Origin of the sequence: Shewanella loihica PV-4, assembly GCF_000016065.1 — a bacterium.
In the GTDB taxonomy this organism is placed as follows: Bacteria; Pseudomonadota; Gammaproteobacteria; order Enterobacterales; family Shewanellaceae; genus Shewanella; species Shewanella loihica.
In genome coordinates this window covers 2,830,857-2,852,839 of record NC_009092.1, presented here as the reverse complement: position 1 = coordinate 2,852,839, position 21,983 = coordinate 2,830,857, and the positions used below count along the sequence as shown (strand labels likewise).

Annotated in this window: 15 protein-coding genes; 10 read left to right on the top strand and 5 right to left on the bottom strand. The window is 50.4% G+C overall.

The features are described from left to right. The first annotated feature begins 75 nt into the window (after positions 1-75). From fadI to SHEW_RS12545, 3 genes are all read left to right on the top strand, one after another. The gene (fadI, locus tag SHEW_RS12555) at positions 76-1,386 is read left to right on the top strand and encodes an acetyl-CoA C-acyltransferase FadI (RefSeq protein ID WP_011866223.1); all 1,311 of its coding nucleotides are present in this window, start codon (positions 76-78) and stop codon (positions 1,384-1,386) included. Between the two features lie 4 nt (positions 1,387-1,390). Beyond that, positions 1,391-3,511 (top strand): fatty acid oxidation complex subunit alpha FadJ, encoded by a 2,121-nt coding sequence (gene fadJ / locus SHEW_RS12550; protein WP_011866222.1) that lies wholly within the window; start codon positions 1,391-1,393, stop codon positions 3,509-3,511. 164 nt (positions 3,512-3,675) lie between these two features. Then, positions 3,676-3,876, top strand: a complete 201-nt coding sequence (locus tag SHEW_RS12545) for a hypothetical protein (protein WP_041406657.1) — start codon at positions 3,676-3,678, stop codon at positions 3,874-3,876. 431 nt (positions 3,877-4,307) lie between these two features. On the opposite strand, the gene SHEW_RS12540 is transcribed toward SHEW_RS12545, so the two are convergent. From SHEW_RS12540 to SHEW_RS12530, 3 genes are all read right to left on the bottom strand, one after another. Further along, on the bottom strand, positions 4,308-4,943 hold the full coding sequence (locus SHEW_RS12540; protein WP_011866219.1) for a hypothetical protein: 636 nt from the start codon (positions 4,941-4,943) through the stop codon (positions 4,308-4,310). 150 nt (positions 4,944-5,093) lie between these two features. After that, positions 5,094-9,374, bottom strand: a complete 4,281-nt coding sequence (locus tag SHEW_RS12535) for an EAL domain-containing protein (protein WP_150099964.1) — start codon at positions 9,372-9,374, stop codon at positions 5,094-5,096. 596 nt (positions 9,375-9,970) lie between these two features. Beyond that, positions 9,971-12,760, bottom strand: coding sequence for an insulinase family protein (locus SHEW_RS12530; RefSeq protein ID WP_041406656.1), 2,790 nt, complete (start codon positions 12,758-12,760; stop codon positions 9,971-9,973). 211 nt (positions 12,761-12,971) lie between these two features. On the opposite strand from SHEW_RS12530, the gene sixA reads away from it, so the two are divergent. Beyond that, positions 12,972-13,442: a phosphohistidine phosphatase SixA gene (gene sixA / locus SHEW_RS12525; RefSeq protein WP_011866216.1), complete on the top strand. Its 471-nt coding sequence runs from the start codon at positions 12,972-12,974 to the stop codon at positions 13,440-13,442. 173 nt (positions 13,443-13,615) lie between these two features. Here the strand turns inward: sixA and smrB are convergent, their stop codons facing one another. Next, complete coding sequence (smrB, locus tag SHEW_RS12520) at positions 13,616-14,143, bottom strand: endonuclease SmrB (RefSeq protein WP_011866215.1); 528 nt, start codon at positions 14,141-14,143, stop codon at positions 13,616-13,618. 79 nt (positions 14,144-14,222) lie between these two features. Between smrB and prmB the strand changes: the two genes are divergently transcribed. The 6 genes from prmB to SHEW_RS12490 all read left to right on the top strand — a co-directional run bounded on the left by prmB (position 14,223) and on the right by SHEW_RS12490 (position 19,806). Further along, complete coding sequence (prmB, locus tag SHEW_RS12515; RefSeq protein WP_011866214.1) at positions 14,223-15,167, top strand: 50S ribosomal protein L3 N(5)-glutamine methyltransferase; 945 nt, start codon at positions 14,223-14,225, stop codon at positions 15,165-15,167. A gap of 131 nt (positions 15,168-15,298) precedes the next feature. Further along, positions 15,299-16,393 carry a chorismate synthase gene (gene aroC, locus SHEW_RS12510; protein WP_011866213.1) on the top strand — a complete coding sequence of 365 codons (1,095 nt, stop codon included), beginning with the start codon at positions 15,299-15,301 and terminating at the stop codon, positions 16,391-16,393. A 231-nt stretch (positions 16,394-16,624) separates the two neighbouring features. Beyond that, on the top strand, positions 16,625-17,788 hold the full coding sequence (locus tag SHEW_RS12505; protein WP_041407263.1) for an MFS transporter: 1,164 nt from the start codon (positions 16,625-16,627) through the stop codon (positions 17,786-17,788). Positions 17,789-17,808: 20 nt separating this feature from the next. Then, positions 17,809-18,975, top strand: coding sequence for an ATP-NAD kinase family protein (locus SHEW_RS12500; protein WP_011866211.1), 1,167 nt, complete (start codon positions 17,809-17,811; stop codon positions 18,973-18,975). Between the two features lie 22 nt (positions 18,976-18,997). Next, positions 18,998-19,279 carry a YfcL family protein gene (locus SHEW_RS12495; RefSeq protein WP_011866210.1) on the top strand — a complete coding sequence of 94 codons (282 nt, stop codon included), beginning with the start codon at positions 18,998-19,000 and terminating at the stop codon, positions 19,277-19,279. Positions 19,280-19,281: 2 nt separating this feature from the next. Next, positions 19,282-19,806, top strand: a complete 525-nt coding sequence (locus SHEW_RS12490) for an RNA methyltransferase (RefSeq protein WP_011866209.1) — start codon at positions 19,282-19,284, stop codon at positions 19,804-19,806. An 82-nt stretch (positions 19,807-19,888) separates the two neighbouring features. Here the strand turns inward: SHEW_RS12490 and mnmC1 are convergent, their stop codons facing one another. Next, positions 19,889-21,877 (bottom strand): FAD-dependent 5-carboxymethylaminomethyl-2-thiouridine(34) oxidoreductase MnmC1, encoded by a 1,989-nt coding sequence (mnmC1, locus tag SHEW_RS12485; protein WP_049766528.1) that lies wholly within the window; start codon positions 21,875-21,877, stop codon positions 19,889-19,891. Positions 21,878-21,983: the final 106 nt, after the last annotated feature.

Below are 21,983 nucleotides of genomic sequence, written 5' to 3'. Positions count from 1 at the left end.
CCGGCAACGGGGTAGGGAAGAATAATAACGGCGTTAGTAGAAGCGTTTCTATCAGACGCGTCACGAGGGCAAAAGATGAGTGAATTACAGCAAGTAAGGAACGCAAAGGGCGATCGCATCGCGATAGTGATGGGGCTTAGAACCCCCTTTGCGAAGCAGGCTACCGCGTTTCATGGGGTGTCGGCATTGGATATGGGCAAGATGGTGGTGAACGAACTCCTGTCTCGCTCGGAACTCGACCCGAAAGAGATTGAACAGCTCGTTTATGGTCAGGTAGTACAGATGCCAGCGGCGCCCAACATCGCCCGCGAGATAGTCCTGGGTACTGGCATGAATGTGTCCACCGATGCCTATAGCGTGACACGTGCCTGCGCTACTAGTTTCCAGTCGACAGTCAATGTGGCCGAGTCCATCATGACGGGTAATATAGAGATAGGGATTGCCGGCGGCGCCGATTCATCATCTGTATTGCCAATCGGCGTGTCGAAGAAGCTGGCTCACGCCCTGGTGGATCTCAATAAGGCGCGCAGCTTTGGTCAGAAATGGGCCATCATTCGCCGTCTTGGACTGAAAGATCTGCTCCCTGTGCCCCCTGCGGTTGCGGAATACTCGACTGGCCTTTCTATGGGACAGACCGCCGAGCAGATGGCCAAGACCTATAACATTAGCCGCGCCGATCAAGATGCCCTGGCGCATCGCTCACATACCCTGGCGACAGAAACCTGGGATTCGGGCCACCTGCGTGATGAGGTGATGGTGGCGCACGTGCCGCCATACAAATCATTCATCGACAGAGATAACAACATTCGCGAAAACTCTTCGCTCGACTCTTACGCCAAGCTGCGTCCAGCCTTCGACCGTAAACACGGCTCCGTGACGGCGGCCAACAGTACGCCACTGACCGATGGCGCCTCGGCGGTCCTCCTGATGAGCGAGAGCCGTGCCAAGGCCCTGGGTTATGAGCCGATTGGTTACATTAAGAGTTACGCCTTTAGCGCTATCGACGTGTGGCAGGATATGTTGATGGGCCCTTCCTATGCGACGCCGTTGGCGCTTAAGCGTGCCGGCATGGAGCTTGAGGATCTTACCCTTATCGAGATGCATGAAGCCTTTGCGGCGCAGACCCTGGCCAACATGCAGATGTTTGCCTCGAAGAAGTTTGCCAAGGAGAAACTGGGTCGCGACCGCGCCATAGGTGAGATCGACATGACTAAGTTCAACGTCTTAGGCGGCTCCTTGGCCTATGGTCACCCCTTTGCGGCGACCGGGACGCGTTTGATCACTCAGGTGTGTCGCGAGCTGAAACGCCGTGGCGGCGGTACCGGCCTGGCAACGGCCTGTGCAGCGGGTGGTTTAGGTGCAGCTATGATAGTAGAAGTGGAGTGATCTCATGGATAAGAGTTTTACATTAAATCGTCTCGACAACGGCATTGCCGTGCTCACCATGGATGTGCCTGGCGAGACAATGAATACCCTTAGAGCCGAGTTTGGCCCCGAGATCTGTGAGATGTTGGCCGAGATAAAGGCCGATGCCGGGATTCGCGGTGTGGTGATCATCTCGGGTAAGAAGGACTCCTTCGTGGCGGGCGCCGATATCTCTATGCTGGATGCCTGCGCTACCGCCGAAGATGCCAGGGAGCTGTCTAAGCAGGGCCACGAAGTGTTTTTTGCGTTGGAGTCGCTCTCGATTCCCGTGGTAGCCGCCATCAATGGCGCCTGTCTCGGTGGGGGATTAGAACTGGCCCTGGCCTGTCATCAGCGCGTCTGTACCGACAGCAACAAGACAATGTTGGGGCTGCCCGAGGTGCAACTTGGCCTGCTGCCAGGTGGCGGCGGGACTCAGCGTCTGCCACGTTTAGTGGGTATTGCCAAGTCGCTGGATATGATGCTCACCGGTAAGCAGCTGCGCGCCAAGCAGGCGTTGAAGATGGGGCTAGTTGACGATGTGGTGCCGGAATCGATTCTTTTGCAGACGGCGATAGAGATGGCGCTGGCCGGAGCGCGTCCGGCGAAGAAACCAAAGCTGTCGACGGTAGAGAAGCTGCTTGAGGGCACGCCTGTTGGTCGCAACATCATCTTCGAACAGGCGCTTAAGCAGGTCAATAAGAAGACTCAGGGTAACTATCCTGCGCCGGAGAAGATCATCGACTGTGTGCGTCAGGGCGTGACCAAAGGCATAGTGAAAGGCCTAGAGGTTGAGGCGCAGCACTTTGGCGACCTCGTGGTCTCCAATGAGTCAGAGGCCCTGCGCAGCATCTTCTTTGCAACCACTGAGATGAAGAAAGAGTCTGGTGCCGGTGATGTATCGCCAAAGGCCGTCAACAAGGTGATGGTACTGGGCGGTGGCCTGATGGGTGGCGGTATCGCCTCTGTGACCACCACCAAGGCGAAGATCCCTGTGCGGGTGAAAGATATCAGCGAGATAGGTTTAAGCAATGCACTGGCCTATGCCTATAAGTTGCTGGCCAAAGGGGTAAAACGTCGTCACATGACGCCTGCGGTGCGCGACAATCTGATGGCGCTGATGACCACCACCACAGAGTATAAAGGGATCAAGGATGCAGACATGGTGGTGGAAGCTGTGTTTGAAGATTTAAACCTCAAGCATCAGATGGTGAAGGATGTCGAGCGTGAATGTGGCGAGCATACGATTTTTGCCTCTAACACCTCATCCTTACCCATCAAGCAGATCGCCGAGGCCGCCGAGCGTCCAGAGAATGTGATTGGCCTGCACTACTTCTCACCGGTAGAGAAGATGCCACTGGTCGAGGTGATCGCCCATGACAAGACCTCACCACAGACTATCGCCACTACAGTTGCCTTTGCTCGCAAGCAGGGTAAGACGCCTATCGTGGTGAAAGATGGTGCCGGTTTCTATGTTAACCGTATTCTGGCGCTCTACATGAACGAGGCGGCGAATCTGCTGCTGGAAGGTCAGAGTGTAGATCATCTAGATAAGGCGCTAGTGAAGTTTGGTTTCCCCGTTGGTCCTATGACGCTGCTCGATGAGGTCGGCATAGATGTGGGCGCCAAGATCTCGCCGATTCTGGAGAAGGAGTTGGGTGAGCGCTTTAAGGCACCCGCCGCCTTTGACAAGCTTTTGGCCGATGACCGTAAAGGCCGTAAGAATGGTAAGGGCTTCTATCAATATGGCGCTAAGTCGAAGAAGAAGCTGGTGGATGAGAGCGTCTATGGTGTGCTTGGGTTAACACCTGGCGCCGACGGCGAGCCAATAGCGTTGGCCGAGCGATGTGTGGTGCAGATGCTTAATGAAGCGGTTCGTTGTCTGGAGGAGGGGATTATTGCCTCGCCACGAGACGGTGATATCGGCGCTATATTTGGTATCGGCTTCCCGCCATTCTTGGGTGGACCTTTCCGTTACATGGACTCCTTGGGTGCCAAGCACTTAGTTGAGACCTTGAAACGTTATCAAGATCAATTCGGGGATCGTTTCGCGCCATGTGATCGCCTAGTCGAGATGGCCGAATCGGGCAGTAAGTTCTACGAATAGCCCTATTCACATTTAACAATGCGGCAACATAATGCCGCATTTTTTTTGCCTGAGGATTATTTGTGCCTGTTTTTTGTTCATCAAAGGCGTGAATTCGGTTATCATGCTGGGCTCGTTTTGGCTGTTTTTAGCCTTATTGGCGCCGTTGTTGTGAGGTAGTGTCTGTGGTGATTTACATTCTTGGTGTGTTGATGGTGAGTAGTGTGGCGATGGGCAATATGGCATTTCGCGCCGGGCTAGGGGTGAAACGCTGGGCCATGCTAGGACTCATCATAGGGCCGGTCGCCTATCCGCTATTTAGCACTCACAAGCGATTCGCGCAGAAGCGGGCGCAGGGCAAGCAAAGCATGTCTATTAAGGTATAGAGCTATTTAGGTATAAGGCTATCTGATAGCGCTATCTTGGCGTCGCGCTATCAAGATTTTGAGCAGCGGTGAATATGGGCGGCGTATCAGCAAGTTTGAAGTGCTAGCAGATGCCATCTTCTCTGCTCGGATAGAGTCGTCTAGGTGCTGACCTAGTTATCTACATCTCGGACAATAGCCAGTTCAGATAAAGAATTCGATAAAAAAAATCAGATAGATAAGTCAGATAAAAAAAGGAGCCTGTTAGAGCTCCTTTTTTATGTGTCTGGTTTTCGAAAGACGTTTGAAGTCAATTAGTTCCACCAACCTTTTGCTGGGATCACCTCTAAGTGATTCAGGCCTTCTGGAAGCTGTACTTTTTTGCGCTCTGGTTTGTGAGTAAGTCCTAGAGCTTTTTTCAATGAATCTAACATAATCATTCTCCTTAAGACTTAAGCAACGGCTGAGTTGATGAATTTGACGTGTGGGTAGCCAGCGACTTCTACAGGCTTGAATTTAACGTGTGGGTAGCCAGCGACTTCTACAGGCTTGAATTTAACGTGTGGGTAGCCGGCAACTTCGACAGGCTTGAACTTAACGTGTGGGTAGCCAGCGACTTCCACTGGCTTGAACTTAACGTGTGGGTAGCCAGCAACTTCTACAGGCTTGAATTTAACGTGTGGGTAGCCGGCAACTTCTAGAGGCTTGAACTTAACGTGTGGGTAGCCAGCGACTTCTAGAGGCTTGAACTTAACGTGTGGGTAGCCAGCGACTTCTAGAGGCTTGAACTTCACGTGTGGGTAGCCAGCGACTTCTACAGGCTTGAACTTAACGTGTGGGTAGCCAGCGACTTCTACAGGCTTGAACTTAACGTGTGGGTAGCCAGCGACTTCTAAAGGCTTAAACTTAACGTGTGGATAGCCAGCGACTTCTACAGGTTTAAACTTAACATGTGGGTAGCCAGTTACTGCTAATTGCTCGGTCTTTTGCACCGCAATATCTGACACAATCGACACTTCGTCTGTATTAATGTTTGCAGTTGTTAAGCTTGTTGCTAAAGCGATGGCAGTAACTAGTCCGTTAATCATTGTCTTTATCTCTCAGGGTTATTGAAGTTATAGTGCCAACAATTTGTTGACGTCTGAGAGATGTATTGCAGGTGTTATGCCAATTTTTATTTTTAGCTTAATTTTAGTTAAACATATTCCTCTTTAAGTGTGTGATTTCCCATTCTATGACTAGGCTTTCTTGTGTTGTGAGACAGGTGTGTAGGTAAAACTCTCCTGTTTTAGTAGCTCGGTGAAGCTGGTTTCATTTACTGCCTTGCTGTAAATAAATCCTTGTATTTCTTCGCATTTCAATGCTTTCAAGATGCTAAGCTGAGAGGCTTCCTCGACGCCTTCACCGACCACAGATAGGCCCATGTTATGGGCAATAGTGATAATAGAGTCGACCATCTTTAGATCTCTGTCAGATTTATCTATGTCGTCAACAAAAGCCTTATCGATTTTTAGGGTGTCAATTGGGAAGCGCTTTAAATATGACAGTGACGAATATCCGGTGCCAAAGTCGTCTAACGCAAGGCTGACGCCCATCTTAGAGAGTTGCATCATCACCTTTATCGCTTTTTCTGGCTGTTTTATGACGGTGCCTTCGGTAATTTCAAGCTCAAGGTTGGCTGCGGGCAGTTGAGTTAGACGTAAAATTGACTCTATCCGTTGTTGTAGGTCCGGAAGAGCGAATTGTTGTGATGATAAATTGACAGCGACCCGACCGTTGAACAAATTTTGACGACGCCAATTTTGTGCCGCGAAGCAGGCTTTACGTAGAACGACCTCGCCAATTTCGACGATGAGTCCATTCTCTTCGGCCAGTGGGATAAAGTCGCCCGGCGGAATGAGACCGTGTTCAGGATGATTTAATCTTACCAGGGCCTCCATACCGGCCATCTTACTGGTTCTGAGGTCAATTTTAGGTTGATAGTAGACTTCGAAGAGATCGTCCCTTAAACCTTCGCGGATAAGGTTCTCCACTTCCAGCTGGCGAATGGCATTGCGATTGAGTGATTCCGAATAGAATTGATAACGATTGCCACCGGCAGATTTTGCGTGATACATGGCAATGTCTGCCTTACGCAGAAGCGCCTGTTCATTCTGATCGTCTTCTGGGTAGAGCACTATGCCTATACTCACCCCGACAACGACTCTGTCTTTGGTGAGCTCGAATGGGCTTGAGAAGGCATCGACTACATGATTGGCGATGACGGCACTGGAGCCAATATCTGGATTGTTATCGACCAGTATGGCGAACTCATCGCCGCCCAGACGATAGATACTCGTATGGTAAGGCACCGTGGATTCGATGCGTCTCGCTACTTTGATTAATAGCTCATCACCCACCTGATGCCCAAGTGAGTCATTGATCTTCTTAAAGTTATCTAAGTCCAAAACCATCAGGGTGTGATGGGTATCTTTCTTCACCAAGTTACCTAGGGTGACCATGAGGCTAGAGCGGTTTGGCAGGCTGGTGAGTAGATCGTTGTTGGTTAGTTTGCGTAACTCTTCTTCCTGTTGCTTACGACGGGAGATATCAGAGAACACCCCTACATAGTGGGAGAGGACACCTTGTTCATCGTAAATCGCATCGACGGTTAGCTCCATCAGGAAGCTGCTGCCGTCGCCCTTGGCGGACTCAACTTCGTTACTCCAGCTACCTTGTTGCTGCAGAATATGGCGAATCTGCTCTGAGTAGCTCTCGGGATAAAGGTCAAACTTAAACAGCTCGCCAATAAAGTCATTACGACTCTTCTCACACAGATCGCAGCAGGCTTCGTTGACTTCAACAAACTTAAATTTGTTGTCCAGGATGAACATGCCTTCTGAGATGTTCTCGATGGCGCGTTCGAACAGTCTTAGCTGCTCCTCGGCTTGCTTAAAGTTGCTGATGTTTTTGATTGTACCTGTCATACGCAGGGCTTTATCTTCTTCATCGCGTTCAACGATCTTTGCCCTGTCCAAGATCCAGATCCACTGGTCATCTTTGCCCTTAACGCGATAGGCTGCCTCGAAGTGATCGGTTTCACCGTAGAAGTGTTTATTCAGCGCCGTGTTAACACGTTCTTGATCCATAGGGTGAATGTTACTCTCTTCACCTTCCTCACCGGAGCGCTGACCATCCCGTGGAAACTCGAGGGACCCCCAGATGTTAGAGCGGTAGATTTGACCTGTTTCAATATCCCAGTCCCACATCTCATCACCACTCCCCCACAGGGAGAGTTTCAACCGTTCTTCAGACTTAGCGATCTGACGCTGTACCTCTCTTCTTCTAAGCGCTGCCTTGACTATGACGCCCGTGATCAAGAGGGTAATAAGCAGGTAGACGACTTTAGCTTGAATCGATAACCACCAAGGAGGGGTGATTTCAATTGAAAGACTTTGTGTAATACCTAATTTTTTTGTTAAGGGGTCTATGGTGTGTACCTTAAAATAGTATTCACCTGGTGATAAATTAGTGTAAGTCGCGGAGTTAATGCCTTTAGAGTTTATCCATGTATCTGAAAGTCCCTCCAACTGATAGGCATATTCTAATGTTTTATCTATGTTTCCTGGGGTACTAAATTTCAGTGTAAATGGATAATCAGAATACTTTAGACTTATCCTCTGGGTCTTAGGTAGTTGTTTCTTTAATATGCCACCGTTTACTTTTTCTGGTACATTAAAAACTAACAAGGTGTCCACAATTACTTTTGGAGGTATTCTTTCTGTTAAGAAGTTAGAAATTTTTCTTGTATTTAAAACGCTTAATCCATTTATACCACCTATGTAAATTGTTTCGTCTAAGCTGGAGATGGCCTGAGAGTTATATTCATCTTGGCTACCATAAGATGAAGGGAATGAGTACATATCGTGATCGTTTGTGATCAAAAAGATTTCAGCATTTGAAGAAGCTATTATGTTGTCACCTGATTTTTCAATGGCATAAATAGGCTTGCTACTTTTAAATATTTCTGTTACGAGATTTGTTAAAGTGTCATATTTTGAAAGTGAATTTCGAGTTGTAAAGTATACTGTGTTCTCATCTATAAAAATGCTACTAACTAGGTCGGCGGCAACGACTTTAGAGACCACGCCAGAATTCAATGAAAATAAACCGCTCTGAGTTGCCACCCAAGTAGTGTCTTTTTTTATTTTTATATCATATATCGGATTGCCACTATCAATAGTGACTGGCGTTGTAATTTCGTCATCTAGGCTATAAAAAAATACTTTACCATCAAATGAGCCAGTGATAATTCTATTCTTATCCTTATCACTTCTAACAATCAAAAATCTATTGTTGCTCAGAACTTTATGCTCTCTGCTTGAGATGTCTATTGATTGTAGCCCTTCGGTGGAAGCAATGTATATCTTATTGTTCTTTATTATCGCAGACTTTGGACCTGCAATTTTCGAGTCATAACTATTAATTAATGTTAAGTTCTTATCAAATACTTCTATTAAAGGTGAGTCTGAAGCGACAATCAATTTCTCTTTATTATAGCTGTCAATTGACCATACATTTTTGTTTGATATGTAGTTCTTTATTAGGTTTCTATCATGTTTTATGATCGTTATCCCGTTGTTTATTGTTGCAATGTAGATCCCTTTATTACTTGAATAAACTAGCGGTGGGTAAGTTGTCGCTGAGTCAGTTTTTAATGTTCCTATTACCTCTACTTTTAGGTTGTTATCAATAGTCGTAATTAGATTATCTGTTAAGATTACCGGAGTTGAGTTGTTTTCTGAAATGCTCGTGATTTCGCTTGGGAATAGTACTTTTTCTTTTGTTAATATATTGACGAGGTTGTATTTTTGTAGGGTGAAAATACTGTTTTTAAATAAAAGTAACCCTATTGAATTTTTAGTGACTAAGTTAACCCTTCCTTTGGTGTACTCATAGATTTCACCATCATAATTTCTAAGGTATATTTTGTCGTTGAGTGAAATAGTCTTTTTTATACCGCCAAAATCATAATTTGTTAGCAGTTGAACTTTGTTTTCTGATTTGTTTATTTCAATTAAGTTACTTTCTGTTCCAATCAAAATTGATTTTTTATCTTCACTAATAGACCAGATTGCTTGCTCTTTTATTAGTTGGTTTTCAAAGCTTTCAAAATTGTCTAAATCATCATTGTAGATGACTAACCCTTTGTCTGTACCAACTAGTAATCTACTACTATCGTCTATATACAGGCTTCTAATGAATGAACTTGGTAATGACCCATCTACCCCTTCGGCAAAATATTGTTTAAATTGGGTGCCATCAAAGCGATTAAGGCCATTTAACGTACCAATCCATATATAACCATGCTCATCTTCGACGATGGAGGTGACAGTACTCTGCGATAAGCCTTCGGGAACGTTATAGTGATCGACCTTTAAGATCGGCGCGTTGCTTGGTATTTCACTAGCGGAGACATAGCTGGAGACAGTCAGGGCCATTAGCAGTGAGAGTAGCAATCTTGAGAGGATTTTAGGCATAATTATTAGTTTGATTATTAGCCAATAATGCATAGGCAACAGTTATTTAACCTACTTTATTCAGAAATAGGGGGATTTGTCAAAAGAACACTGAATTTTCTTGTTTGCAAATTACTTTCATTTTCATTGTCTTTTAGGGCTTTGTACTGCTAAATCTTCTGAGTGATTAGGCTTTGTCTGTTGTGTGCGTGCCAATCAGGCGTTCGTACTATATCGAGTGTTTTGGCAATTGGAGCAAAAAAGACGCTAACAATCAGTGTCCTGGCGTTGGGGTAATGTTGGGTCGGCGCTGTGACGTAAAAATAGGTTCGATCTGTTAACGATTCTTCCCGTAGTCTCGTAGTGGATCAGATAGGGGGTTTAAAACACAAGAACTAACCAAAGGATTTAAGATGAATGTATCAAGTACTGAGGCCAGCAACTCAATCTTAAACACCCAGAGTGAACTAGTATCCAGCAAGAAAAAGCTCTTTAGCACACTATTAGAAGAACTCTACCTCAAGTAAAGTGCCTTAACACTGTGGCTATTTAGGTTCAAAGCCCAAACTGCAAATGCTTAAACACTAAGCTGCCAGACTCTAGGGAAGGGCGTTAGCCTAATAGCTAAACTTAGCAGCTCGCTGTTTAAAGCTTCTCAGATCTGTGATCATATTGTCTGAGGTTAGCTGTTCCTGATTTCTGTGTTGCTCCCCTGTGGTGAAGAGGATCAGGCGGTCGCCGTGTTTGGTACGCATTTTCTGCATCATAAACTTAATCAGATCCGAACGGGTGAGCTCACCAATTTGCTCGGCGACCAGTTCTCGCTGATTAAAGTCGTAGTCTTTGTTTCCAATGCTCGACCAATATCTCTGTCCCCGGGTCTTAAGGTTGGGGTCGTGTTCCATGATCTGGTTGATGAGTCCTTGCTTGGTGAGTTCCCATTGATCATTGGTGATCTGCATGACAGCGTAGTTAAAGTCGGCAATAAACTCGTCAATGGCCTCCAGCAGTTTTAAAGGACCTGCGGTGGGAGACTGCACATAGAAGATCATCCCTGGGTAACGATTGAGTGGCAGATAACCTGTGCCCACCATGTAGCCTAACTGACGCTTGGTTCTCAACTCGTGGAAGAAAGTCGAAGACATAGTGTGATTTAACAGGCTAAACAGCGCCATCTTCAGCGGTGTTGCCTGGGCCGACTGATAGTAGACTATGATGCTACTGTCCTGATGATTAACGCTGACCTCACGCATCAGGGTGCCGACATTTTCAAGTTTTATCAGCTCTCGTTCGGACTCACCGCTGGGTGAAGATACTAGAGAGAGAATATGGTCGAGTCGCTTACCCAAGGCCTGAGCCTCTTCGGTCAGCCAGTCGCCATAGACAAGACCCTCGAGATGGATCTTCTCATAGAAGGCCCGAACATGGTTGTGAAGGTCGTCCAGGGTAATGTCTTCTAGCTCCTCAGCCATACGTTGCGGCTCGAAACTGCGTTTCTGCAGCGTCACCGTCAGGCTGGTAAATAGCTGAGAGATGGGCTTTGCGCGGCTCTGGTTAAACCAGTTGCGTAGGATCTGTTTCTTTATCTGCTTAAACCTGTCCTGGGTAAAGTTACGTTCTCTGGCTTTGTTTATCAGCAGTGACAGCAGAGCCTCTTGTTTACCGGTTAATCCGGTCAGATGCAGAGTGATCCCCCCCTGGTGAGGGTAGATGTTGTAGCTGAGCCCTGCGACTTCGGCCGGATACGTAAACTCGGTCAGATAATCGAGCAACATCTCCACGTAGAGGCGGGTCAGCGCCGCGTGTTTTGGGGTTGCGGCGGCCTGGTGTGAATCCAGGGACAAGTACATATGCCCCTTAGGCACGTTAAATTCGTCATCTTTCTTGTGCCAAATACGATAGCCGGTTTCCTGACAGACGACGACAGGCACCGGATGGTCACTCTTAACGTCTCTGGCGATCGAGTCTTCGATAATAAAGGGGTTAGGCTCCGGCAGTTTAAGTGCCTCTCGAATCTCAGGCTCGCGCCAATGCTTGAGTCGCTGTGCATCTATGGGCTTCATCTGATAGGGTGAGTGATACCAGGAGGCCTGTTTCTCTGTGTCTAAATCAGGTGAGATCAGCTGAATACGCAAATTATCCGGGCTCATCAGGTCCAGCAATTCGGTGACCTGAGCTACATCCAAACCATCCATGCGATAGTCACCATAGATGAGATCAGATACCTCGTAATGGTGCATGTTGATGCTGAGATGACTGGCCAGATCCAGTGGTTTTATCTGTTCCTGATATTTGAAGGCAAGCTTGAGCAGGTTGGCTCGCTCTTGATAGCGCCAGGCCTGCATGCCCTGGGTCTTAATGAGTTTCAGGTATTCGAAGCTCGCCTGAATCACATCATCGAGCTGTAGCAGGCCTTTCTCGGTCAGCTGAATACTGATGTTATAGTCTTTAAAGTTATAGCCGTTGACCCCGCCACCGGCCGAGAGATTGATGGCCAGTCCCTGATCCTTTAGGTGACTCAGCAGGCTGCCCTTGCCCTCATAGCCCAATAGATGACTGATAAAGGTCAGCGGCTTGCGCTTGTAGAAGCGGTCGATGGCGGGTAGAGGAAAGGTGATCGCCACGCGGCGCTGCTCTTTCAGCGGTACTATGTTGATCTGTTGGCCAAGCTGAGCCGCTTCATAGATGGCCACATTTGGGTATTGCTTTGCCAGCTTGCGGTTTTCAATCGGCACAAAATAGCTCTCGGCCAATGCCAAGAGTTCATCTAGTGGTAAGGGTGCTACCAGACACAGGGTCATAAGGTTGGCGCTGTAATGGGTCTGATAGAAATCCAGCAGCTCTTGCCTCAGTGTTTTCTCATCGCCGTCTAAGGTCTTGAGATTGCCAACCGAAAACTTTGAAAAGGGATGAGCCGGATTAACCGTTTCCTTCTGTACCTGATAGGTGCGGCGGATATCATCTTTGAGCTTAAGGCTAAATTCGGACTCGATGGCGTGGCGCTCTCTATCGACCAGCTCAAGATCGAAGCAGGGCGCGATAAAAAACTGGCTAAAGCGATCCAACGACTCCTCGAACACCTCGGCGTCGATGGAGAAGAAGAAGTTGGTCTGCTCCGTGCCTGTCCAGGCGTTGTTGCTGCCGCCGTGTTGATTGATGAAGGCATGGTACTCGCCAGACTTGGGGTATTTTTCCGTGCCCAGAAACAGCATATGTTCGAGAAAATGCGCCATGCCAGGACGCGAAGCGGGATCGTCAAAATGGCCGACGTTGACCGCCATCGATGCGGCAGCCTGTTGCGCCTGGAGATCTTCCACTAGCAATACACGTAGCCCATTGTCCAGCTGCAGATACTGATACTGGCGATGATCGTTGGGGCTTTTAGTGATCGGCATAGATGTTTGCAATGGCTGGCTCCATCCTTATGCTGGACAAACGTATGATATTCATCGGAGTTTAGGCGACTAAAGCGGTAAGCCTACATATTGAGCCTCAAAAAAGACTTTGGCAAATATCTTATCCATTATTCGACTAATTAATAACAGGGTTAAGGTTTGTTGCGCTGCACTTTAACGCTACAATTCATAGTAGAACAAGAATAATCATAGCGAGAGTAGTATGAAGCTATATTTGATGCGACATGGCGAGGCGGGTTATCACGCCCACTCAGATCGAGAACGAGTACTGACAGAAATCGGCCGTTATCAGACTGAATTGATGAGTAATTGGTTGGCCCGTGATGTGACCGAGTTCGATCTCGTGTTGGTGAGTCCCTATCTGCGTGCGCAGCAAACATGGCAGGAAGTGAGTAAGCACTTTCCCGAACCGAGAAAGTGGCTGGTATTAGACGAGCTGACTCCATCGGCCGAGCCGGGCCTGGCGGCCGATCTGACCCTGGCCTATGCAGAACAGTATAAGGCAGACAGTGTGTTAGTGATTGCCCACATGCCGCTGCTAGGTTATATGGTGAGCGAGTTGGTGCCAGGCATAGAGCCGCCGCTGTTTGCGACCTCAGGAGTGACCCTTATTGATCGTCATGGTGAGCGTGGTTCGCTCAGCTGGCAGCACACACCTCATACGGTGAGCTAACTCATAGAAAAGTGCATTAACGCATTTGCGTAACAGTTGACCACATAAACAAAAGGACGCCTCGGCGTCCTTTTTGATCTCTACAGAAATAAGAAGGCGGCACTTCAGTCATCTCGTCAATCAACCAGTGAGCTTAATCGTTTCCGCCGGTCACATTCCCAAAAGACAAAGGATTAATCCCAGCTCGGTAACTCGCCAACGTCAATCAACACCAAGAGGGCCGCATCGCCGCCCCATTCCTTAGGCGCCTTGTGAAAGGCCTTTACCTGAGGGTGCTGGGCAAGCCACATGGGAAGATTCTGTTTTAAGATGCCGGTGCCATGGCCATGCATGACGCAGCAGCAGTGGCTGTGCTGTTTAACACAGGCCTGGATCAGGGCCGCAAGTTCGAGCTTGGCCTCGGTTTGGCGCATGCCGTGTAGGTCCAGCAGTAGGTCCGGCTGATAGTCGCCGCGTCTGAGCCTTTTGAGCTCGTGGCTGTCGACATCATCCCGTGACCAGCGCATGGCGCCTTCTAGCGGCAGCAGGGGCTGGTAGGTATCGGAAAAATAGCTGTCGGCGTGCAGCTGGGTGGTGGCTATCTCCAGCTCTCGCTTCGGTTTTTGCGGCGCGGCGAAATGACGCTTATCCTGTTTAAGCGGCTTTATCCCTTTGGTTAACGCCGAAAAAAGCGCCAATTCATCATCATTTTCTTTATTCATGGCGCTATTTTATTGAATCCGATGCCATATGAATAGAGTTCAGTTACAATGAGGCGGAACTATCTAGCGGGAGCCAGTTTTGGACAAGATTTTTGTTGATGAAGCCGTGACGGAATTACGTACAATCGGCGATATGTTACGTTGGGCGGTGAGCCGCTTTAACGATGCCAATATCTACTATGGTCATGGTACCGATAACGCATGGGATGAAGCCATCGCTCTCGTATTCCATGCGCTGCATCTGCCAGAAGAGATTGGTCAGCAGGTGATCCATAGCAATCTCACCAGCAGCGAAAAGCATAAGATTGTCGAGCTCATCATTCGCCGGGTACGCGAGCGTCTGCCTGTGCCTTATTTGACCAATCGCGCCTTCTTTGCTGGCCTAGAGTTCTATGTGGACGACAGGGTGTTGGTGCCGCGCTCGCCGATCGCCGAGATGATCGCCAACCGTTTCAGCCCTTGGCTCTATAACAAGCCGGTCAACCGTATTCTGGATCTCTGTACCGGCAGCGCCTGTATCGCTATCGCCTGTGCCTATGAGTTTGAAGATGCCGAGGTTGATGCTATCGACATTAGCAGTGATGCGCTGGAAGTGGCGCAGATCAACATTGAATCATTAGGCGTGATGGACAGGGTATTCCCTATCGAGTCTGACATGTTTGCCGCCATCCCTAAGGGACCGCAATACGATCTGATCGTCTCTAATCCGCCTTATGTTGACGCCGAAGATATCGGTGACATGCCAGAGGAATATCACCACGAGCCAGAGCTAGGCTTAGCCTCGGGTCGCGATGGTCTGGATCTCACCAAGCGCATCCTTGCCAATGCCGCGGATTACCTGACTCAAGATGGCCTGTTGGTGGTCGAGGTGGGTAACTCTATGGTTCACCTTATGGAGCAGTTCCCCGAGGTGCCATTTACCTGGGTTAACTTCGAACATGGCGGTGACGGCGTGTTTGTGCTGACTCGCGATCAGTTAGTTGAAAATGAATCACTTTTCGCCATCTACAAAGATAGTGAATAATGTATGGTCGGCTAGAGTCTGATTGGCCAATGTTTTGTCGGCTTAGAATGACTAAGCCGATTTAGGAATATAGCCAGTGGCGGCTATAGGTTATGCTGAGGCAAATAATCAAGTAGAGGTGAAGTAAGCGAATGTCGGGTAACAGTATCGGTCAAAATTTTGTGGTGACGACTTTTGGTGAGAGCCATGGTAAAGCCTTAGGTTGTATTATCGATGGCTGCCCTCCGGGTCTGGCGATCGATGAAGCCGATATGCAGCATGATCTCGACAGGCGCCGTCCGGGCACTTCGCGTTATACCACAGCCAGACGTGAGCCGGATCAGGTGAAGATCCTCTCGGGGGTGTTCGAGGGGCAGACCACTGGTACTTCCATCGGCTTAGTGATCGAGAATACCGATCAACGTAGCCAGGATTACTCCAATATCAAAGATCAGTTCCGTCCAGGTCACGCCGACTACACTTATCAGCAAAAGTATGGCCTGCGAGATTATCGCGGTGGCGGGCGCTCATCGGCGCGGGAAACCGCCATGCGTGTAGCGGCCGGCGCTGTGGCCAAGAAGTATCTAAAACAGGTGCACGGCATAGAGATCAAGGGTTATCTGTCGCAGCTTGGGCCTATCTGCGCCGAGATACTGGATTTTGATCAGGTTGAGCACAATGCCTTCTTCTTTCCCGATGCTGCCAAGCTCGAGCAACTCGACGAGTATATGCGTGAGCTGAAAAAGAGCGGTGACTCCATAGGCGCTAAGGTGTCTGTGGTGGCGACTAATGTGCCTGTGGGACTGGGCGAGCCGGTGTTCGACCGTCTCGATGCCGATATCGCTCACGCCCTGATGGGGATCAATGCCGTTAAAGGGGTGGAGATTGGCGATGGCTTTGCCGTGGTAAACCAGAAGGGCTCAGAGCACAGAGATCTGATGTCGCCCGAGGGGTTCGCCTCTAACCATGCGGGCGGTATTCTCGGCGGGATCTCGTCGGGTCAGCCAATCGTCGCGCATATCGCCATGAAGCCGACTTCCAGCATCAGCGTGCCGGGAGAGAGTATGACGGTGCAGGGTGAGCGCGCCGAGGTGGTCACTAAGGGACGTCACGACCCCTGCGTAGGCATTCGCGCCGTGCCGATTGCCGAGGCCATGTTGGCCATCGTCTTGATGGATCATCTTCTCAGACACAGGGCACAAAACATGAATGTTGAGAGCATCACCCCAGTGATTGGGATGAAGTAAGACGCAATTGAGCGAATAAGAGGGCACAGAAATGTGCCTTCTTTTATGGGAGCCATTAATGCTATGGGTTCCAGTCAGAATAAAAAGTCAGAATAAAGTCATTATAAGAAGTCGCTCCGAGTCATATCGAGAGCAGATAGTAACCCTGCTAGAAATCGCCCTATACATAGGAATAGCCCTACACAAATGTCGTCCAACGCCCAGTCATCTACGAGTATGTCGCCTAACGGCATGCAACAGTCTGATCCACAACACCAACTGCACTGGATTAGCGCCTGTTACTTTTTCTTCTTCGCGATCCTCGGCGTGCTGGTACCTTATCTCGGGGTCTTCTTCGAGAACCGGGGCTTCGATGCCCAGCAGATTGGCTTTTTGCTCGCCATCTTGATGGCGACGCGCATCATAGCCCCCAATATCTGGGCCATGGTTGCCGATAAGACAGGTATGCGCGGCCAGCTGGTGAAGATGGGGGCGGCATGTTCGGCGGTCACCTTCATGAGCTTCTTCTATCACGGTGGCTTTGTCTATCTGGCCATCAGCCTCAGCATCTATACCTTCTTCTGGAACGCTATCTTGGCCCAACTCGAGGTGATCACCCTAGAGACCCTGGGGGAGAACACCGGGGGTTATGGTAAGATCCGCAGCTTCGGCAGCCTGGGTTATCTGGTGTTCGTTGTCAGCGTAGGCTTTGCCATCAGCCAGTTCGGCACAGAGATCTTGCCCTTCGTCGGTCTGGCTCTGTTCCTTGGCTTGCTGGGCTGCTCCCTGTCTCTGCCAAGTACCCGGGTGAAGGTCGACAAGAGCCAGGTCCCCACGCCGCTAAAGCTAGATGCGGGTATCATCTGGTTCTTGCTATCGGCCATGTTATTGCAGATGAGCGCCGGACCTTTCTACGGCTTTTTTGTGCTGTATCTGAAACAGGTGGGTTACAGCGAGTCCAGTGCCGGCATCTATGTCGCTCTTGGGGTGCTGGCCGAGATAGTGATGTTTATGTTTGCGCCGAGATTGTTGGGTCGATATGGGGTCAGTGCCTTGCTGGTGCTCTCTATCGGCTTCACGGCGGTGCGGTGGCTACTCATGGCCTTTTGTGCCAGCAACATGGTCTGGCTCGGGGTTAGTCAGCTGCTGCATGCCTTTACCTTTGGTCTGGTGCATGCGGCCTCGATTCAGTTCGTTCATCAAAGATTCGACGTGCGCCACCGCAGTAAGGGGCAGGCGCTCTATGCCAGCCTAAGTTTCGGTGTCGGCGGCGCGCTGGGCACCTGGCTGTGCGGCTTTATCTGGGGGGACGGTTCCCAGGCATGGCTGAGCTGGTTGGCGGCCGCCGTTTGTGCTTTGCTGTCCATGCTTGCGGTACTGTTAATCCCTAAGACGCGCGAAGTTGCAAAACAATAAGAGATGATAAGGAAATATCCATGAAACAGACATTTCGCCTCGGCGTGATCATCAATCCTCTGGCAGGCCTTGGGGGCAGTGTGGCACTCAAGGGGAGCGATGGCGTGGCGGATGAGGCGATAGCCCGCGGCGCCGAGCCTAAGGCTCATCTGAGAATGGCCCAGGCGCTAGAGGTGATTAAACCTTATCTGGATAAGATCACTGTCGTTACCGCCTCCGGTGCCATGGGCGCCGATTTAGCCGCGCAGATGGGATTTAACCATCAGGTGGTTTATCAGGCAGGTGATACAACCGCCGCCAGCGATACCCAAGCCGCTGCCAAGGCGCTGCAGGCCGCTGGCGTGGATCTCTTGCTGTTTGCCGGTGGCGACGGAACGGCGCGGGATCTGTTTGAGGTGATCGATGAGACTCAGCCTGTGCTGGGCGTGCCGGCCGGGGTGAAGATTCACTCGGGTGTCTACGGCATCACGCCGCACGCCTCGGGCATGGTGGTCAAGTTGCTGCTCGAGGGCGCTTTGGTGAGCCTGATGTCCGCCGATGTGATGGATATCGACGAGGTGGCCTTCAGGCAAGGTGTGGTAAGGGCGCGCCGATTCGGCGAGATGCAGGTGCCCGCCGAGCCACGCTACATTCAGGCGGTTAAGATGGGCGGTAAAGAGGTCGATGAGTTGGTGCTGGCGGATATCGCCGCCGAAGCGATTGAGCAGATAGACGACGGGCTCGCCATCATGGGCTCGGGCAGCACAGTCGCCGCCGTGATGGAGGAACTTGGGCTGGATAACACCCTGCTGGGAGTGGATCTGATTGACGCGGGTGAGCTGCTTGCTAGCGATCTCAGCGCTAAAGCACTGCTCGAGGCAACCTTAGGCCGTGAGTGTAAGTTAGTGATTACCCTCATCGGCGGCCAGGGGCATATCCTGGGGCGGGGCAACCAACAGTTGTCGCCGGCGCTTATTCGTCAGGTGGGCAAAGAGAATATTATCATCCTGGCGACAAAAACTAAGTTAAAAGCACTTGAAGGTCGGCCCTTAATTGTGGATAGTGGCGACCCAGAGTTAGACAGCGAATTATGTGGTTATTATAAAGTCGTGACCGGCTACCACGATTATGTGATGTATCAGGTGGCTAATCCTGACCTAATCAGCCTAGATTTAGTCAGCCCAGATGTAGTTGGGCAGCCTGAGTAGCAAGATGACAATTGGAGACACAATGTTAGAGCAGTATGAGCAAGCATTAGACGAGTGGATCGCCACTAAGGTGGCAGGCGGTGATGACGACCAACTCTTTGCCAGTGGTTACCTGCAAGGGCATGTGGCCGTGGTGCTGTCAGAGCTCGAGCAGGAAACGGCGCAAGACTGTGAGGCGCTGGAGGCTAAGATGCAGACCTGTCTGGAAACGGCCAAGTCAGAGCTCGAGCCTGCCGATCTTGCCCTGGTGGTTAATGCCTGGGCAGAGCTGCGCGAGAAGATGGCTCAGGTGGCAAACGCCTAGTCATGGCTAATGCAAGCAAGGTGATCATCGGGCTGCAAAACCCAAAGAGCCCGACGAACGTGGGCGGCGTGATGCGCGCCGCCGGCTGTTATCGCGCCGATGAGGTGCGTTACACGGGTAAACGTTATGCGCTGGCCGCCCAGCACAGGGGCGAGCAGTACAATACCGACACCAAGCGGGTGAGTCAGCATATTCCCCTCAATGGCGTAGAGTCGCTGCTTGACTCACTCGATGCCGATACCAAGGTGATCTGCGTCGATCTGGTGGAAGGCGCCACGCCGCTGCCGGCCTTTAGCCATCCGCAGAAGGCCATCTACCTATTCGGCCCCGAAGATGGCACTCTAGATCAGGCGCTTATCGACTGCGCCGATGAGGTTGTCTATGTCCCGACCGTGGGCTGCATGAATCTGGCCTCCTCGGTCAATGTGCTGCTCTATGACAGGTTGGCCAAGGGAGAACATCTCTCGGGCGATGACCTTATTCGCGCCAGCCGTGACACCAACAACCGCGTTAAGGTCAAAGCCTAACTCATCTGGTGGATCACTTACCAAGGGCTTAACGACTCGCCCTTGGTACTCATTGTTTACCCCTAATCTCTCAATTTAGCGCTTACAGCGCCTTACCCTTAATCAGCTTTCTCATCCACATACGGTTGGGGTTGAGCAGGGCTAAAATATCCTGAGTGGCGGGCAGGAGCTCGCCGCAAAGCTGGGCGGCTAAGATCTCTGCCGCCAGCGGGCCAGAGGTGAGGCCCCGCGATCCGAGTCCGCCGAGAATAAACAGTCCCTGATGCACGGGGGCGCTTGTCGTCTGCCAACACTTGGCGCTCTCCTTGGTGCTCTTTTTGGTTTGCTGATGGCTGATATAGGTAGCCGATATCGCCTCAAAGTCAGGGGCACAGCCCATCATGGGGGCGTGATCCCGTGTGACCATACGCACGCCTACGCGAGCGCTATGGCCTGTGATATCCACCGCCTTGGTCCACTCGCCGCCGTAGCTGGTGCGGATCTTGTCTAAATTTTCCACCTGCTCCACCGCGCTGTAATCGAGGTTACTGGCGTCTTTCACATAGCTGGCCCCTGTGCAGTGCAGCTTATCGTGGGCAGGGGTTAGGTAGCCGTGGGCGCAGAGCACCGTCTTAAGATCCTTAAGTGGCGCTCTTTCTGGAATATGGCTGACCTGGCCGCGAAAACCGCTGATGGGTAAGTGGTCGGTTTGGGCGAAATCGGTCAGGTGGCGGCCATTGGCCAGCACCAGATTGGCATAGGGGCCAAATTCGACTTTTTGACCATCTTGAATGGCGCTGAGATACCATTGCTGGTTCTCGAATCTAATCGCCGTGATTTGGCATTGGTAGTGGCTGGTCTGTTTACCTAACCGTTCGGCCTGGCTGATGGCCGCGCGGGTAAAGGCTTGTGGCGACACCCAGCCAGCGAGCGGATAGTAGATCCCCTGGTGTTCTATGGTGACCCCGGCGAGCGCCGTGGCCTGGAGGGCATCGACAGGGCGAGCGATAGATTCCGCCCAGGGCTGGGCGTTGATTATCTTAGTGAGGCGCTTATGGCTGCGCTCATCGTGACCGGTCTGCAGCACGCCGCAAAAATCATGGGGGATCTCATGGCCCGACTCAAGGAGCTGCTTGATCCTTTGACGACTAAAGAGGTAACCCAGCAGAAAATAGTGACTCAGGCTGCCATGCTCTGGGGTGAGCAGGGGATAGATAGCGCCCTGTTTGTTGCCCGATGCCTGCTCGCCCGGCGCTTTATCCATACAGAAGAAGCTAACCTTTTTGCCGCGCTCGGCCAGCGATAGCGCCAGGTTCGCGCTGGCGACCCCACCACCTATGATGGCGGTTTCTCCCTCACGACCTTGTGTTAAGGGGTTGAAGGCAAACTTATCTAATTGTTGGCGTCTGAGGGCGCGCCGCTCCACCATGGCGATTTCCAGCGACGCTAGACTTGGTTTTTCGGCCAGAGTCACGAGCTGGTCATCTTTTAGAGATAAGTTAAGGCGATAGCAGGTAAAACCCGCCTTGATGATCAACTGAGTCAGTAAGTTGGTATTGGCGTTATTTGAGGTCTTGTCTAGATTGACGTCGTTATTCTCGAGAAGGAGAAACTCGGCGTTATCTTGGCTGAGGCGCGCCATCTGCCAGATAAGCGCCTCATCGGTAGCCTGGGTATTCGCCAGCCAGCCTTGGATTGCTTGACTTGCTAGGCTTGGGGAGACTAAGTCTTTGAGTTGGGTAAGCGGATCGCCAAGATGGATGTCGATGATAAGCCGCGCATTTACCAGCTTGAGCCTGTGACTGCCCGACACCCGAGCGTCGCAAATCGCCTTAATCTGTTCTTTGGCTGGTGACGCCAGGGTTTCACTCTCGGCTAGGGCCTTAAGCCAGCTTGCCTGATGCTGGGCAAACAGGTGTAGATGAAGATGCTGCTTTTGAAGGTGTTGCTTTGAACCGGCTTGTGTTAGTCGCTCTGCTATAAGCGCGGCAGGCCAGTTGGCATCGCTGCTTGGGAGTAGGGCGATAATTTGGTGAGAGTTGTGACTCGCTATCGCCGATAAATGGCTGAAAATTGCGTCGAATGTAGGCATTTTGTCACTATTTTGTGCGTTATTCGGGTGTTCGGTGGCCAATGAATTTACTCTCAAGGGGATATTAGGCATTATTTTACCTGCCTTTATGGAAAGCTGACCACTT